General features: G+C 69.0%; 12 protein-coding genes. 3 read left to right on the top strand and 9 right to left on the bottom strand.

The window, feature by feature from the left end:
- Positions 1–255: 255 nt before the first annotated feature.
- Positions 256–1,575 (bottom strand): aspartate aminotransferase family protein, encoded by a 1,320-nt coding sequence (locus tag ACTVZP_RS08525; protein ID WP_443211719.1) that lies wholly within the window; start codon positions 1,573–1,575, stop codon positions 256–258.
- A 285-nt stretch (positions 1,576–1,860) separates the two neighbouring features.
- On the opposite strand from ACTVZP_RS08525, the gene ACTVZP_RS08530 reads away from it, so the two are divergent.
- Entirely contained in the window at positions 1,861–2,778 is a 918-nt protein-coding gene (locus tag ACTVZP_RS08530) for an MBL fold metallo-hydrolase (protein ID WP_443211720.1), read from the top strand.
- A gap of 22 nt (positions 2,779–2,800) precedes the next feature.
- Here ACTVZP_RS08530 and ACTVZP_RS08535 read toward each other — a convergent pair whose 3' ends face one another.
- Both ACTVZP_RS08535 and ACTVZP_RS08540 read right to left on the bottom strand, forming a co-directional pair.
- The gene (locus tag ACTVZP_RS08535) at positions 2,801–4,228 is read right to left on the bottom strand and encodes an alanine/glycine:cation symporter family protein (RefSeq protein WP_443211721.1); all 1,428 of its coding nucleotides are present in this window, start codon (positions 4,226–4,228) and stop codon (positions 2,801–2,803) included.
- A gap of 238 nt (positions 4,229–4,466) precedes the next feature.
- Positions 4,467–4,904: a hypothetical protein gene (locus tag ACTVZP_RS08540; protein ID WP_443211722.1), complete on the bottom strand. Its 438-nt coding sequence runs from the start codon at positions 4,902–4,904 to the stop codon at positions 4,467–4,469.
- An 88-nt stretch (positions 4,905–4,992) separates the two neighbouring features.
- On the opposite strand from ACTVZP_RS08540, the gene moaA reads away from it, so the two are divergent.
- Positions 4,993–6,012, top strand: coding sequence for a GTP 3',8-cyclase MoaA (gene moaA / locus ACTVZP_RS08545; protein ID WP_443211723.1), 1,020 nt, complete (start codon positions 4,993–4,995; stop codon positions 6,010–6,012).
- 13 nt (positions 6,013–6,025) lie between these two features.
- On the opposite strand, the gene ACTVZP_RS08550 is transcribed toward moaA, so the two are convergent.
- From ACTVZP_RS08550 to ACTVZP_RS08575, 6 genes are all read right to left on the bottom strand, one after another.
- Positions 6,026–7,369, bottom strand: coding sequence for an NAD(P)/FAD-dependent oxidoreductase (locus ACTVZP_RS08550; protein WP_443211930.1), 1,344 nt, complete (start codon positions 7,367–7,369; stop codon positions 6,026–6,028).
- Positions 7,369–8,532, bottom strand: coding sequence for an acetylornithine deacetylase (gene argE / locus ACTVZP_RS08555; RefSeq protein ID WP_443211724.1), 1,164 nt, complete (start codon positions 8,530–8,532; stop codon positions 7,369–7,371). Before argE ends, ACTVZP_RS08550 begins: the two co-directional genes overlap by 1 nt.
- Positions 8,533–8,672: 140 nt before the next feature.
- Positions 8,673–9,956 (bottom strand): DUF3422 family protein, encoded by a 1,284-nt coding sequence (locus ACTVZP_RS08560; protein ID WP_443211725.1) that lies wholly within the window; start codon positions 9,954–9,956, stop codon positions 8,673–8,675.
- Positions 9,957–10,203: 247 nt separating this feature from the next.
- A complete protein-coding gene (locus tag ACTVZP_RS08565) occupies positions 10,204–11,652 on the bottom strand; it encodes an NAD(P)(+) transhydrogenase (Re/Si-specific) subunit beta (protein ID WP_443211726.1) in 1,449 nt (482 codons plus the stop codon).
- A gap of 10 nt (positions 11,653–11,662) precedes the next feature.
- Complete coding sequence (locus tag ACTVZP_RS08570) at positions 11,663–13,234, bottom strand: Re/Si-specific NAD(P)(+) transhydrogenase subunit alpha (protein WP_443211727.1); 1,572 nt, start codon at positions 13,232–13,234, stop codon at positions 11,663–11,665.
- 136 nt (positions 13,235–13,370) lie between these two features.
- A complete protein-coding gene (locus tag ACTVZP_RS08575; RefSeq protein ID WP_443211728.1) occupies positions 13,371–13,814 on the bottom strand; it encodes a methyltransferase family protein in 444 nt (147 codons plus the stop codon).
- Between the two features lie 122 nt (positions 13,815–13,936).
- Between ACTVZP_RS08575 and kynU the strand changes: the two genes are divergently transcribed.
- Positions 13,937–15,127: a kynureninase gene (gene kynU / locus ACTVZP_RS08580; RefSeq protein WP_443211729.1), complete on the top strand. Its 1,191-nt coding sequence runs from the start codon at positions 13,937–13,939 to the stop codon at positions 15,125–15,127.
- The last annotated feature ends 98 nt before the right edge of the window (positions 15,128–15,225 follow it).

The raw sequence follows: 15,225 nt of genomic DNA on the forward strand, positions 1-15,225 counted from the left end.
TCCTGCGTCGCGGAAGGCAGGCATGGCGCGGCCTTTCAGCGGCATCCGCTTCTGCGTGGCTGACAACGCCGCGCGCGCGCAACTGTTCCTCGGCACCCGGGCCTCTGTCTCCGCGGGTACGCCCGGCCCCGCGCACGGCCCTCGGCGGGGCATCTCGACCCGCCGATTACATTCGCGCTTCTCGGATCCCCACCTCTGCCCTTCCGGGTCAGAGGTGGGGATCCGCGTCCCACGCGGGCCGCCGTTTCGCGCTTGTCAGGCGGCGCTGCGGGTCCGCAGCGAACCCTCGATGGCGGAGGTCAGGATCTCGATCCCGCGATCCACCTCCTCCTCCGAGATCGTGAGCGGAGGCGCGATGCGGAAAACGCCGCCCATCCCCGGAAGCTTCACGATGTTCATGCTGAGCCCCAGCCGCATCGCCTCCTCCATGATCCGCGCGCCGAGGTCGAAGCCGGGAGCCTTGCTCTGCCGGTCGGTGACGATCTCGAGCCCGAGGAGAAGGCCCCTGCCCCGCACGTCGCCCACGCAGTCGAAGCGCTGCTGGAGCATCCGCAGCCCCTCCATCAGCCGCGCCCCGCGCTCGGTCGCGCGTGCAGCCAGACCGTCCCGTGCCACCACGTCCAGCACCGTCAGCCCCACGGCGGCGGGCAGCGGATCCGAAGTGTGGGTTGTGTAGAAGAGGTAGCCGCGCTCATGCGCCCGCGCCTCGATCTCGGACGTCGTCAGCACCGCGGCCAGCGGCAGTCCCGCTCCGAGCGTCTTCGAGAGCGTCAGGATGTCAGGCGTCACGCCGTCGCGCTGGAAGGCGAACATCTGGCCGGTCCGGCCGACGCCGGTCTGCGCCTCGTCGAGGATGAGCAGCATGCCCCGCTCCTCGCATTTGCGCTTCAGCGCGGCGAGGTAGCCCGGAGGAAGTTCGAGGATGCCTCCGCTCGAGAGGATCGGCTCGGCGATGAAGGCGGCAAGTCCGCCGGTGGATTGGCGGTCCACGAGTTCGAAGGCATCGTCAAGCTCGGTCTGCCAGTCGTTCGACCCGTCCGGCCGCGTGAAGCGCGGGCGGTAGGCGTTGGGCGCGGGGATGGCAAAGGCCCCGGCCGCCGCTGGCCCGTAGCCGCGGCGCCCGGCGCTGTAGGTGGCCGAGGCGGCGGCGCCGGTCATCCCGTGCCAGCTCTGGGCAAAAGCCACGATCTCGTGCCCGCCGGTCACGAGCTTGGCCATGCGGATCGCAGCCTCGTTCGACTCCGCGCCAGTCGTCAGCAGCTGCACCCGGTCGAGGCCGGGGGCCACTTCGGCAAGCCGGGTGGCCAGATCCACCACCGGGCGCGTCAGCATCCCGCTGAAGAGATGCGCAACCGCCTTCATCTGCCGGTCCACCGTCGCGAGGATGTCCGGATGTCCGTGCCCGAGCACACCGCTCATCTGCCCCGAAGTGAAATCGAGGATCCCACGGCCGTCCGCATCATAGACGTAGCTGCCCTCGGCGCGCTCGATGATCAGTCTCTCGAAGCTCGGCCCGTAGCGGGTCAGATGGCGGTCGGCCGCGGCCCAGAAGTCGGGATCGTCGTTCAGAGACATGCACGGGGCTCCTTGATGGGAATTGCACTTCCATACCGTGGCGCGGACGCTACGCCAAAGCATTCCTGCGCAACGAGCCGCCCGGCTGCACGAGGTGGCGCGGCGCCCCGCCTGACGCCGGGTCCTGCGGCTGCGGCCGGACCCGCCGCAGCTCCGGCGCGTTCCGGAAAGACACCGGCCCCATGGGACGACGGGAAGAGGACGGCGCACCGCCCTGAGCCAGCGCGGCGCCGCCGCATCTCGCCCTCACGTTCCTGGGCGCCGACCATGACGAGGAGCCTGATTGTGACCCGACCACCTCTCGAACAACCTGTCCTGCGCCATTCTCCGTCCAGCGGAGCCGGCAGTCCCGACGTCTGGGGCATCTACGAGCCCGACACCGGCTCGATCCAGTACGTCTGCGCCGATCCGGAAAGCAGGCAGGCGGCGCTGATCGACGTGGTGCTGAACCTCGATCCCAAGCACTGGCGGCTTTCGACGCGCAGCATGGATCAGGTGCTCGACCTTGTGGAGCGCGAGCGGCTGGCGGTGTGCTGGGTGCTCGACACGCATCCCCACGCCGATCACGTCATGGCCTCGGCCCGGCTGAAGGCAGCCACTGGCGCCCCGACCGCCATCGGCGCCAAGGTCCGCGAGATCGCGGCGATCTGGGAGACGATCTACAACCTCCCCGGGGCATTCGCGCCCGAGAACGACTTCGACCGTTTGCTCGAGCCCGGCGAACGCCTGAGCATCGGCAATCTCGAGATGCGCGTGATGCTCTCGCCCGGCCATACGCTCGGCTCCGTCACCTATGTCTGCGGCGACGCAGCCTTCACCCATGACACGCTGATGCAGCCGGACGCGGGAACCGCCCGCGCGGATTTTCCCGGCGGAGATGCCGCGCGGCTCTGGGACTCGATCCAGCAAATCCTCGCCCTGCCGCCCGACACGCGCCTCTTCGTCGGCCACGACTACGGCACCGACGAGCGCGAGGAGCCCCGCTGGGAGGGGACGGTCGCCGAGCACAGGGACCGCAACATCCACGTCCGCGATGGAACCGACCGCGAGGAGTGGCTCGGGAAGCGCAAGGCGCGGGACGAGACCCTCGCGCTTCCAGACCGGATGCTCGCGGCGCTGCAGATCAACCTGCGCGGCGGCCGGCTGCCTCCCGCAGAAGAGGACGGACGGCACTACCTGAAGCTGCCGCTCGACCGGTTCTGAGCCCGTCTCAGGGCGGGCCTGCTCACTTCCAGATGTCCGCCTCGGCACCCCGGCCGATCTCGGGATGCTCCGAGAGGTGGAAGCGCGGCTCCAGCCCCTTCCGCCGCTCCTCGAAGTAGTGCTGCGTCAGCGCCACGACCGTGCCCGACAGCGCCACGATGGCCACAAGGTTGATCGAGGCCATCAACCCCATCGAGGCATCGGCCAGGTTGAAGACCGTCGCCACCGCCTGAAGCGCGCCCCAGATCACCATGGCGACCACGATCACCCGGAGCACCATGAAGCCCGTCCGGTTGCCGAGGCCGAGGAAGCTCATCGCCATCTCGGAATAGGCATAGTTCCCGATGATCGAGGTGAAGGCGAAGAAGAAGATCGCCACCGCGACGAAGGATGGCCCGACCGCCCCCACCTGCTCGGCAAGCGCCGCCTGGGTCAGCTGGGTGCCCGTCAACTCGCCCCCCGGCACGTAGGCGCCGGACAGGAGGATCATGAAGGCGGTGCAGGTGCAGACGACGATCGTGTCGATGAAGACACCAAGCGCCTGGACAAATCCCTGGCTCGAGGGGTGATGCGGCATGGGCGTCGCCGCGGCGGCGATGTTCGGGGCAGAGCCCATGCCGGCCTCGTTCGAGAACAGGCCCCGCCGGACGCCGTTCATCATCGCGGCCATCATCGAGCCCGCGACGCCGCCTGCCATCTCGCCGAAGCCGAAGGCATTCGAGACGATGTGGCCGAGCATTCCCGGCACCTCAGACAGGTTCGTCACCAGCACGAAAAGAGCCACCAGCAGGTAGACACCCGCCATGAACGGCACGACGTATTCGGCCACCGTTGCGATCTTGCGGATGCCGCCGAAGATGACCACCGCAGTCAGCGCCGCCAGCACCAGCCCCGTGACCAGCTTCGGCAGGCCGAAGGCGCCCGCCATCGCATCCGCGATGGAATTGGCCTGGACCGCGTTGAAGACGAGCCCGAAGGAAATGATCAGGCAGACCGAGAAGATCGCGCCGAGCCACGGCATCCCGAGGCCGCGCGCGATGTAGAAGGCGGGACCGCCGCGGTAGATGCCGGTGGAGCCGTCCTCGACCTCGTGCACCTTATAGAGTTGGGCAAGCGTGGACTCGGCATAGGCCGTGGCCATGCCCACGAAGGCCACCATCCACATCCAGAAGATCGCCCCCGGCCCGCCGAGGTTCAGCGCGACAGCGACGCCGGCGATGTTGCCCGTGCCCACCCGCGAGGCGAGCGAGGTGCAGAGCGCCGCGAAGGGAGAGATGCCCTCGCGGTCGGTAGCGGGGGCCGAGAAGATCACCCGGAACATCTCGCCGAATCGGAGAACCTGCTGGAACCTCAGCCGCACGCTGAAGAAGAGCCCCACGGCGAGAAGCCCGTAGATCAGCACGTATTGCCAGAAGATGGTGTTCAGGAAGTCGATGACCGCGTCGAGCATGCAATGATCCTCCTTTGCTTCCCGACGTTGTCAGCTGGAACGGCAGACAAGAAGAAAAAGCCGACTCGCGCGGGCACATTTTACGGTCTGCGCAGCGTTGAGGCATCATGCTTGCTGCGCCGCATCCGATCACGCCGCGGGGGCGCCGCGTGCGGAAGGGGGCCGGGCCTGCGGACCGACATCCCCGCCGATCCGTTCCACCATCCGGACGGGCGCAGAGACCTCTCCGGCCGGGCCGTCAGCCGCCGTAAACCGTCACCACGGGCAGATCGGTCAACCCGAGTCCAAGTGCGCGAAAGGCCGATAGCGAGAGCTGCGCCGCGCCCTCACCCGGACGCAGCGTGACGGCAACCGACCGCCCGCCTTCCACCTCGACGCGACCGGGCTGCTCTCCGCTCACCAGCGCGGACCTCAGCCAGAAGCCGGGCTCCGTCGGCGCGCCAAGGGCGACCGTCACCTTGCCCAGCGCCGCGCCGACCGGCTGAGGGGCGAGCGCGGCACGACGGTCGGCCTCGGTCGCCCGGTCGTAACTCTCGGCGCCGATTCCCTGCCCGCCCGGGATCGGGCGCGCCATCGGCGCCGGCGGCGGCGCGACGGGGGGCGCTGCGGCCTCCCTCGCGGGATTGCAGGCGAGGAGAAGCAGGCAGGCGGTGGCGGCGAGACCGAAGGATTTCATGCGTTACGACGATAGTCTGGCCTCGAGGGGCGTCAACCGCTGCAGGACGCGCTTGTGGACACGGTGTCGCAGCCCTATTTTCCGAGACATGACCATGGCGCCCGAAACACCGGCACTGATCGACCCCTTCGCCCGCGCGATATCCTATCTGCGGGTCTCGGTCACCGATCGCTGCGACTTCCGCTGCACCTACTGCATGGCAGAGCACATGACCTTCCTGCCGAAGGCCGATCTGCTGACGCTGGAAGAGCTCGACCGGCTCTGCTCCGCCTTCGTGCGGATGGGGGTCGAGAAGCTTCGGGTGACGGGCGGAGAGCCTCTGGTGCGGCGCGGGATCATGACCTTCTTCCGCGCCATGTCGCGGCATCTCGGCACCGGCGCGCTCAGGGAACTGACGCTCACCACCAACGGCTCGCAGCTCACCCGCCACGCCGAGGAACTCGCCGAGTGCGGCGTGCGCCGGGTGAATGTCTCGCTCGACACGCTCGATCCCGACAAGTTCGCGCGGGTGACGCGCTGGGGCCGGCTGCCACAGGTGCTCGACGGGATCCGCGCGGCCCGTGCGGCAGGGCTCAGGGTCAAGATCAACACGGTCGCGCTGCGCGGCTTCAACGAGGACGAGCTCTTCCGGCTCGTGGACTGGTGCGGCAGCGAAGGCCACGACCTGACCTTCATCGAGGTCATGCCGATGGGCGAGATGGGCGAGGACCTGAGGCTTGACCAGTACTGGTCGCTCGAGGACCTGCGCACCCGCCTCTCCGAGCGCTTCTCGCTGATCGAACTCGCCGATCGCACGGGCGGGCCCGCTCGTTATGTCCGCCTCGCGCAGACCGGGCAGCGGATCGGCTTCATCACGCCTCTGAGCCACAATTTCTGCGAAAGCTGCAATCGCGTGCGACTGACCTGCACCGGCGAGCTTTTCATGTGCCTGGGCCAGGAAGACCGCGCCGACCTGCGCGCACCTCTGCGCCGGTCGTCCGAGGATGCCGTGCTGGAAGAGGCCATCCGGGCCGCCGTCTCGCGCAAGCCCAGGGGCCACGATTTCGACTATTCGCGCCGGGCGGTCTCGGGCCAGATGTCGCGCCACATGAGCCACACCGGCGGCTGAGGCAGGCCGGGCTTCAGAGCGAGGGGCCGAGCACGATCTCGGATCCGTCCGTGAAGCGCGAGAGGCGGAAGCGCTCCAGGTCATGGCCCACGTCGTGGCCCGCCACCAGATCGGCCACGATCCGGCCGACGCCCGGCCCGATCCCGAATCCGTGCCCGCTCATTCCCGTGGCGATCGTCAGCCCCGGCAGCGTCGGCGCCCGGTCGATCACGGGCACCACGTCCGGCATCGTGTCGATCATCCCGGCCCAGGTCGTGCGGATCCGGGGCCGGCCCACGCCCGGAAAGGCGCGCCCGAAGGCTGCGGCCGCACGCGACAGGGTGGCGAGGTTCGGGGAAGGGTCGAGCACACGCATCGCCTCGAACGGGGTCGGGGCACCCTTGGACCAGGTGCGTGGCGTGTTCCACGCATCGGGATAGTCGCGCGGGGCAAGCCAGCGGTAGTGGGTATTGAGGAAATCCTTCTTCACCGCCTTGCGGTATTTCAGGGCATGGCGGAAGGCGTCCGGTCCGATGAAGAAGTCGTGCTCCGACCCGCCGGCGATCGTGTAGCCGCCATCCTCGCGCCGCCGAAATGCAAACTCGTCGTCGGCCACGGCGCCGGGATGGACCTCGGGCATCGGCTCGGTCTGCGCGACCGAGGCGAGCACTGCAAGCTGCGGCAGGTTCACACCATGAGCTCGCGCAAAGAGCGCGGACCAGGCGCCCCCCGCCAGCACCACTTCCGGCGCCCGGATGCGCCCGCGCTCGGTCGTGACCCCCGCGACGCGACCGCCTTCGAGATCGAGCGCCCGGACGGCGCAATCCTCGAGGATCGTGACGCCCCGCTCCACCGCCCCGGCGGCCAGGGCGGGCACCGCGAGCCAGGGCTCCGCCTGCGCGTCCGAGGCGGTGAAGAGACCGCCCGCCCACCGGTCCGCGGCCCCCGGCCATCGGTCGCCGAGGTCGCGCCGCGACATCATCCGGCTGTCCACGCCATGGGCCCGCGCATGCGGCAGCCAGTCCTCGTAATTCGCGAGCGACTCCTCGCGGTTGGCGAGGTAGAGCACGCCGGTCTGCCGGAAGGCGAAGGGATTGCTGAGGCTCTGCGCCAGCCCCTGCCAGAGCCGCAGGCTCTCGACCATGATCGGCAGCTCGGCCGGGTCGCGGCCCTGCTGGCGGATCCAGCCCCAGTTGCGGCTGGACTGTTCTCCCGCCACCCGGCCTTTCTCGCAGAGGACAACCCGGAGCCCGCGCTCGGCCAGATACCACGCCGTCATCACCCCGATGATGCCGCCGCCGATCACCACGACGTCGCAGCCCGTCGGGAGCGGCCCGGTGAACCGCACCGGCGAGGCCGCCGAGATCGGGAAATGCATCATCTCGCGAGATCCGCGACGAGACGCTGCATGAAGCCCCAGCCCTCCTCGAACTGCGAGATCTCGAGATATTCGTCGGGCTGATGCGCCTGGGCGATATCGCCCGGCCCGCAGACCACGGCAGAGTAGCCCGCCGTCTGGAACTGCCCCGCCTCGGTGCCATAGCTCACGACCATCTCGCCGTTGTCCCCCGTCAGCCGCCGCGCCAGCGCCTCGGCTTCACCCTCCGCCTCGGGGCGGAGCGGCGGATAGGCGAAGAGCCGGCCGATGGTGACACCGGCCGCCGGGTGGATCGCCTTCATCCCGGCCTCGACCTCGCGCGCCTCGGCCTCGAAGGCGGTCACCCAATCCTCGACCGTCTCGCCGGGCACCGCACGGAACCCCACGTCGAAGCGGCAGTCGCGGGCGGTGATGTTGCCTGCCGTCCCGCCCCGGATCGTGCCGACATGCACCGTCGTCCAGGGCGGATCGAAGAGGGACGCCACGTCGGAGGGCGTGGCCTCTGCGCTTTCGGCGTTGCGCCGGTTGGCCCATTCGATCAGGCGGGCCGCCGACATGATGGCGTTGACGCCCCGGTGCATGATCGAGGAATGAACCTCGTGCCCCCTGACATGGCAGAGAACCCCGCCCCCTCCCTTGTGACCGGTGACGACGCGCATCCGCGACGGCTCGCCCACGATCACTGCCCGGCCCTTGGGCAGGCAGCGCGCCATCTCGGCGATCATCGCGGGCGCGCCGAGGCACCCCACCTCCTCGTCGAAGGACAGCGCGAGCTGCAGGGGCCGACTGACGCCCTGCTCCTGCGCTAGGGCCAGCGCGCCCAGCGCCAGCGCGTCGAACCCCTTCATGTCGCAGGTGCCGCGCCCATGGAGCCGGCCGTCCCGCTCCGTCACGGTCCAGGGGTCCGAGGTCCAGTCCTGTCCCTCGACCGGCACAACGTCGGTATGGCCCGACAGCACCACCGCGCCCTCGACCTCCGGTCCCACATGGGCATAAAGCGCGGCCTTTGTCCGGTCCTCGTTCCAGACGCGGTGGGCTGTGATGCCGCGATCCTCGAGGAACTCCTCGACCCAATCCACGAGTGCCAGGTTGCTGTCCCGGCTCACCGTGGGAAAGGCCACCAGATGCTCGAGGATCTGGCGCGGCGTGAGCGGGCTGGGCATGGGGGTCTCCTGCTGAAAGGCCGAGCGTGGCCCTGCCCGCAGCCGAGGTCAAGCCCCGCACCCTTCTCTCACTCTTGTCCAAATATCCCACGGGGGTCCGGGGGTGTGAAACCCCCGGCGCCGGCGACCAGGGCGCGCCCTCAGTGCATCTTGCGCTGGATCCGCCGCAGCGCGAGCCAGACCACCAGCACCACCACCGGTGTCAGCACCGCCGTGGCCATCCCCTTGCTGATCCCGAAGGGTTCGGTCAGCGGATAGACGGCATAGGCCGCGAGGCTCACCGCGTAATAGCTGATCGCCACCACCGAGAGCCCCTCGACCGTCCGCTGCAGGCGAAGCTGCAGGTCCGCGCGCCGATCCATGCTCTCGAGCAGCTTCTGGTTCTGCGCCGAACGCTCCACGTCGACGCGGGTGCGCAGAAGCTCGGCCGCCCGCTGCGCCCGCTCGGCCATCGAGCGCAGCCGCCCTTCGGCCGATTTCACCGTCCGCATCGCGGGGTCGTAGCGCCGGGCCATGAACTCAGCGAAGGTCTGGCGACCGCTGATGCGCTGTTCGCGCAGCGCCTGTACCCGGTCGTGCACGATGGCCTCGTAGGCAGCCGTCGCCCCGAAGCGGAAGGTGAACTGCACCGCGAGACTTTCGAGCTCGGCGTTGATCTTCAGCAATTCGTGCAGCGCCTCATCCGGCGAATGCTCGATCTCGTCGAGCCCGGAGACCAGCGCGGAGAGCTTCGGATCCAGCGTGTTCATCCGGCCGTTCAGCGTCCGCGCGCGCATCAGGCCCAGCATGGACATGGCGCGGTAGGTCTCGATCTCGCAGAGGCGCGTCACGATCCGGCCGATCCGGCGCGCTCCGGTGCCCGGCTTCACGAAGACGGCGAAGCGCATGTGTCCCGCCGGATCGATGCGGAAATCGCCCGCCACCACCGCCGCGCCATCCACGATGCGCGAACAGGCGAGGCTGTCGGGCACGAACCAGTCCTCCAGCCTCTCGAGCGCCTCGCCCTCTTTGCTGGGCATCTCCTCGATGCGGATCAGCGCCGAGACGAGGCGGCGGCCGGGCGCGCAGCCGATCCAGTCCTCGGGGAAGACCTCAGCCTTGGCCGGATCGAAGGGCCGCTCGTGCAGGCCCGGCACGAAGGCCGTGTAGGTCACGAATTCGGTATGGCTTTCCCAGCGCAGTTCCGCCCGGCCGATGGGCGCCGAGAAATGCGTGGCCTCGGGCGGGGGATGGGCCGTGCCATTGCGGTCGAGGATGTCGAGAAGATGGGCGCGGTCGCGCTGCCGGTCCCGGTTCGCGGCATCCACCGGCTCCTTGAAGGCCATGAAGACGACATGGCAGGGCGCCGAGGGCGCGGGATAGGGACGCGCGTGCAACTCGTTCGCAAGCGCATAGCGCAACGGATGGTCGGCAACGGGGGGCATGACAGACTCCGGTCGGTCGGCGTGCAGAAGCTAGGCGGAGACGGGCCGGGACGGAAGGGGCCGCAGCGTCACGGGGTGCGGCAGCATAAGCGTCGGGGCCCGGCATCCGGGCCCGCCGCACCCGGCGCCCGGCGCCTGGCGCATTGCCTCGGCTGTGGGTGTCACCACACCCGCCCCACAGGGCGCGGCCCGAATGCAACGCGCGCCCCGCCGGGGCGGGACGCGCGCGGATGGACGGAACGCCCGGTCACTCGATCAGCGGCAGGAGTGCGTCGAGGCTCTTCTTGGCGTCGCCGTAGAACATCCGCGTGTTCTCCTTGTAGAACAGCGGGTTCTCGATGCCGGAATAGCCGGTGCCCTGCCCGCGCTTCGAAACGAACACCTGCTTGGCCTTCCAGACCTCGAGCACCGGCATCCCGGCGATGGGCGAGTTCGGATCCTCCTGCGCCGCCGGGTTCACGATGTCGTTCGAGCCGATGACGATGGCGACGTCGGTCGAGGGGAAGTCCTCGTTGATCTCGTCCATCTCCATCACGATGTCGTAGGGCACCTTCGCCTCGGCCAGCAGCACGTTCATGTGGCCCGGCAGGCGTCCCGCGACCGGGTGGATGGCGAAGCGCACTTCCTTGCCGCGGGCCCGCAGCTTGCGGGTCAGTTCCGAGACCGAGCCCTGCGCCTGCGCCACAGCCATGCCGTAGCCGGGAACGATGATGACGCTTTCGGCGTCGTTCAGCGCGTCCGCCACGCTTTCGGCGTCGATGGCGATCATCTCTCCCGCGATCTCCTGCGCGGGACCGGCCGTGCCGCCGAAGCCGCCGAGGATCACCGAGATGAACGAGCGGTTCATCGCCTTGCACATGATGTAGCTCAGGATCGCACCCGAGGAACCGACCAGAGCGCCGGTCACGATCAAGAGGTCGTTGCCCAGCGTGAAGCCGATGGCGGCCGCGGCCCAGCCCGAGTAGCTGTTCAGCATCGAGACAACCACGGGCATGTCGGCGCCGCCGATCCCCATGATCAGGTGCCAGCCGAGGAAGCCCGCGATCAGCGTCATCAGCAGGAGCGTCCAGACCGCGGTTCCGGCCGGCGCGTTGAAGTAGACCACGAGCAGCGCCACCGAGGCCACGATGGTCGCCGCGTTGATCAGGTGACCGCCGGGCAGCTTCGCAGGCTTGCCGTCGATCTTGCCCGCAAGCTTGCCGAAGGCCACGACAGAGCCGGTGAAGGTGACGGCCCCGATGAAGATGCCGAGGAAGACCTCGACCTTCAGGATCAGGATCTCGACCGGGGTCTTGTGGGCCAGCACTTCGGCGAAGCCTGCGAGAACCGAGGTGTCGGCGCCTGCCTGCTGCATGTTCACGACCGAGGCCAGCTCGAACTGGGCATTGAGGCCGATGAAGACCGCGGCAAGGCCGACGAAGGAATGGAGCGCCGCGACAAGCTGCGGCATCTCGGTCATCTCGACCTTCTTGGCGACGTAGGCGCCTGCGATGGCGCCCGCGAGCACCATGACCGCGATCACGATGTAATGGCCTACGCCCGGCCCGAAGACGGTGGCGCCCACGGCCAGCGCCATGCCGACGATGCCATACCACACGGCGCGCTTCGCGCTCTCCTGCCCCGAAAGGCCGCCGAGCGAGAGGATGAAGAGGATGGCCGCGGCGATGTAGGCGGCGGATGTCAGTCCGATGCTCATCGGGGCCTCCTTACGACTTCTGGAACATGGCAAGCATCCGGCGCGTGACCAGGAAGCCGCCGACGATGTTGATCGAGGCGATCAGGACCGAGATCGCCGCGAGGATCACCACGAGCCAGTTGCCCGAGCCGATCTGCAGCAATGCACCGAGGATCACGATGCCCGAGATCGCGTTGGTGACGGCCATCAGCGGCGTGTGCAGCGAGTGCGAGACGTTCCAGATCACCTGGAAGCCCACGAAGCACGCCAGCGCGAAGACGATGAAATGCGCCATGAACGAGGCCGGCGCGTAGTTGCCCACGAACATGAGCAGCGCGGTGCCGATGGCCAGCATCGCGACCTGGCTGATCGTCTGCTTGCGGAAGGCCGCGCGCTCGGCGGCACGCTTCTCCTCGGGCGTCAGCTCCTTGACCTTCTCGCGTGGCCTGGCCGCGGCGATGGCGGCGACCTTCGGCGGCGGCGGCGGGAAGGTGATCTCGCCCGCGTGCGTCACGGTCGCGCCGCGGATGACGTCATCCTCCATGTTGTGGTCGATCACGCCGTCCTTCTTCGGCGTGAGGTCCGTCAGCATGTGGCGGATGTTGGTCGCATAAAGCGTCGAGGCCTGCGCCGCCATCCGGCTGGGGAAGTCGGTGTAACCCACGATGGTCACGCCGTTCGGCGTCACGATCTTCTCGTCGGGCACGGTCAGTTCGCAGTTGCCGCCGCGCTCGGCCGCGAGGTCCACGATCACCGAGCCGCGCTTCATCGCCTTGACCATGTCCTCGGTCCAGAGCTTCGGAGCCGGGCGGCCGGGGATCAGGGCCGTGGTGATCACGATGTCCATGTCGGGGGCGAGTTCGCGGAACTTCTCGAGCTGCTTCTCGCGGAACTCGGGGGAGGAGGGAGCCGCATAGCCGCCGGTAGCCGCACCGTCCTGCGCCTCCTCGAAGTCAAGGAAGACGAATTCGGCGCCCATCGACTCGATCTGCTCGGCCACCTCGGGGCGAACGTCGAAGGCGTAGGTGATTGCGCCCAGCGAGGTCGCGGTGCCGATGGCGGCCAGACCCGCCACGCCCGCGCCCACCACGAGCACCTTGGCCGGCGGAACCTTGCCCGCGGCCGTCACCTGGCCGGTGAAGAACCGGCCGAAGTTGTTGCCGGCCTCGATGACCGCGCGGTAGCCTGCGATGTTGGCCGTCGAGGACAGGGCGTCCATCTTCTGTGCGCGGGAGATTCGCGGCACCATGTCCATCGCGACGACGGTGGCACCCCGGTCCTTGCAGAGTTCGAGAAGCTCGGCGTTCTGTGCCGGCCAGAAGAACGAGATGAGCGTCTGCCCGCTGCGCAGCATCTCGGCCTCGGACCGCTCGGGACCCCGCACCTTCACCACGATGTCCGCGGCGTCGAATACGGCGCGGGCCGAGGGCAGGACCTCGACGCCCGCGGCGGCATAGGCTTCATCGGAGAAGCCCGCCTTGATGCCGGCGCCGGTCTCGATCACGCAGTGATGCCCGAGCTTCTGAAGCTGTAGGGCCGAATCCGGCGTCATGGCGACGCGGGCCTCGCCCTCGAATATCTCTCTGGGTGCTCCGATCTTCACCGATTATCCCCCTGTTCGCGGCTCCGGCTGGCGTTCGCCGGACCGCCTGTTTAACATTGCGCAAGAAAATTACGCAAGACGGATGCCGCCTTGCAGCAAGTTGCAGGATTCATCCAGTAGGCGCGTTGCCGCGGCGTCACAGCCAGCGCCGCGTGCGCCGTGTCCACTCCTCGTAGGCGTCGCCGAAGGCGAGGCGCAGACGCGCCTCTTCCGGCTCGATGAAGCGCCGCGTCAGCACCCACATGTAGCCCGCCACCAGCGGCAGGCCGAGCGGCGCGTCGATCCAGAGCAGCACGCCAAGAAGGATCATCACGTCGGCAAGGTAGATCGGGTTCCGGCTCCGGGCAAAGATGCCGTCGGTCACGAGCGCGGTCGGCATCCGATGCGGCATGACCGTCGTGGCGGCGCGCCGCATCTTCCGTGCGGCCATGGCCGAGATCACGAGGCCCGCGAGGCAGAGCCCCACGCCTGCGACGCGCCCCGGCAGCCCGAAGACGCCGAGCGGCACCAGCCAATCGAGTGCCAGCGCGAGGATCACGAAGAGAAGAAGCCAGAACGGCGGCAGATCGAGATGCTTCATCGGGTCCTTCCTCTGGTCGCGCCCCTCATGCCATGCCCCGCCGCCGCCGCAAAGTGCCCAGCCGCCTTGCGGCCCCGCGCGATTTGCCGCTACCTCCGCTGCAGCAGGAAGAGGAGAGGCGCATGACGGATTTCGAGGCGACACGGGCCATGTTCGACCTGCCCGAGGGGGTGATCTACCTCGACGGCAACTCGCTCGGGCCGCTGCCACGGGCCGCCGCGGCGCGCGTTGCCGCCTGCGTGACCGAAGAGTGGGGCGAGATGCTGGTGACCGGCTGGAACCGCGCCGGCTGGATGGAAATGCCTCGGCGGCTCGGCGACCGGATCGGTGCCCTGATCGGCGCCGGACCCGGAACGGTCGTGCTGGGGGACACCCTCTCGATCAAGGTCTTCCAGGCTCTGGCCGCGGCCTGCCAGATGCGGCCCGGCCGGCGGGTGATCCTGTCGGACAGCGGCAACTTCCCCTCGGACCTCTACATGGCCGAGGGGCTCTGCCGGATGCTCGGCAACCGCGAACTGCGTCTGGTCGCCCCCGAGGAGGTCGAGGGCGCGATCGACGAAAGCGTGGCCGCCGTCATGGTGACGGAGGTCGACTACCGCACCGGCCGCCGTCACGACATGGCCGCCATCACGGCCCGCGCACATGAGGCGGGGGCGCTGGCGATCTGGGACCTCGCCCATTCGGCAGGCGCCCTGCCCGTCCGCCTGGCCGAGGAAGGTGCCGATTTCGCGGTGGGCTGCACCTACAAGTATCTGAACTCGGGTCCGGGCGGCCCCGCCTTCATCTATGTCGCCCCCCGCCACGGCGAGCGCGCGGTGCCGGCCCTGTCCGGCTGGCTCGGGCACGAGGCCCCCTTCGCCTTCGATCTCGGCTACAGGCCGGGCCGCGGCATCGAGCGGATGCGCGTCGGCACGCCGCCGGTGCTCCAGATGGCGGCGCTGGACGCGGCGCTTGACGTCTGGGAGAGTGTCTCGATGACCGATCTGCGGGCGCGGTCGCTGGATCTCACCGACCGGTTCATCGCCGAGGTCGAGGCGTGCTGTCCCGATCTCGCCCTCGCCACGCCCCGCGAGCATGCCCGGCGCGGCTCGCAGGTCAGCTTCCGCCATCCCGAGGGCTACGCGATCATGCAGGCGCTGATCGCCCGCGGCGTGGTCGGCGACTTCCGTGCCCCCGACATCCTCCGCTTCGGCTTCACCCCTCTCTACATCGGCCCCTCCGAGGTGAGCCGGGCCGCGGAGATCCTGGCCGAGGTGATGGAGGGGCGGCTCTGGGACCGCGAGGAATACAGGCGCCGCGCCGCCGTGACCTGACGGCGACACGGCAGCGGAGGGGCCGGCATCGGTAACATCGAATCTCCCGCGCCGGTCGGATGCGACTTCAGGCGGAAGCATCGGCTTCCGGCGCAGGG

The organism is Rhodobacter sp. NSM (genome assembly GCF_052244495.1).
Classification (GTDB): domain Bacteria; phylum Pseudomonadota; class Alphaproteobacteria; order Rhodobacterales; family Rhodobacteraceae; genus Cereibacter_A.

Coding starts and splice junctions, on each gene's coding strand:
- ACTVZP_RS08550 (WP_443211930.1), bottom strand. CDS start 7,369: ATGCATTTCCCGATCTCGGCGGCCTCGCCGGTGCGGTTCACCGGGCCG.
- ACTVZP_RS08535 (WP_443211721.1), bottom strand. CDS start 4,228: ATGCTCGACGCGGTCATCGACTTCCTGAACACCATCTTCTGGCAATAC.
- ACTVZP_RS08560 (WP_443211725.1), bottom strand. CDS start 9,956: ATGCCCCCCGTTGCCGACCATCCGTTGCGCTATGCGCTTGCGAACGAG.
- argE (WP_443211724.1), bottom strand. CDS start 8,532: ATGCCCAGCCCGCTCACGCCGCGCCAGATCCTCGAGCATCTGGTGGCC.
- ACTVZP_RS08565 (WP_443211726.1), bottom strand. CDS start 11,652: ATGAGCATCGGACTGACATCCGCCGCCTACATCGCCGCGGCCATCCTC.
- ACTVZP_RS08540 (WP_443211722.1), bottom strand. CDS start 4,904: ATGAAATCCTTCGGTCTCGCCGCCACCGCCTGCCTGCTTCTCCTCGCC.
- ACTVZP_RS08575 (WP_443211728.1), bottom strand. CDS start 13,814: ATGAAGCATCTCGATCTGCCGCCGTTCTGGCTTCTTCTCTTCGTGATC.
- ACTVZP_RS08525 (WP_443211719.1), bottom strand. CDS start 1,575: ATGTCTCTGAACGACGATCCCGACTTCTGGGCCGCGGCCGACCGCCAT.
- kynU (WP_443211729.1), top strand. CDS start 13,937: ATGACGGATTTCGAGGCGACACGGGCCATGTTCGACCTGCCCGAGGGG.
- moaA (WP_443211723.1), top strand. CDS start 4,993: ATGACCATGGCGCCCGAAACACCGGCACTGATCGACCCCTTCGCCCGC.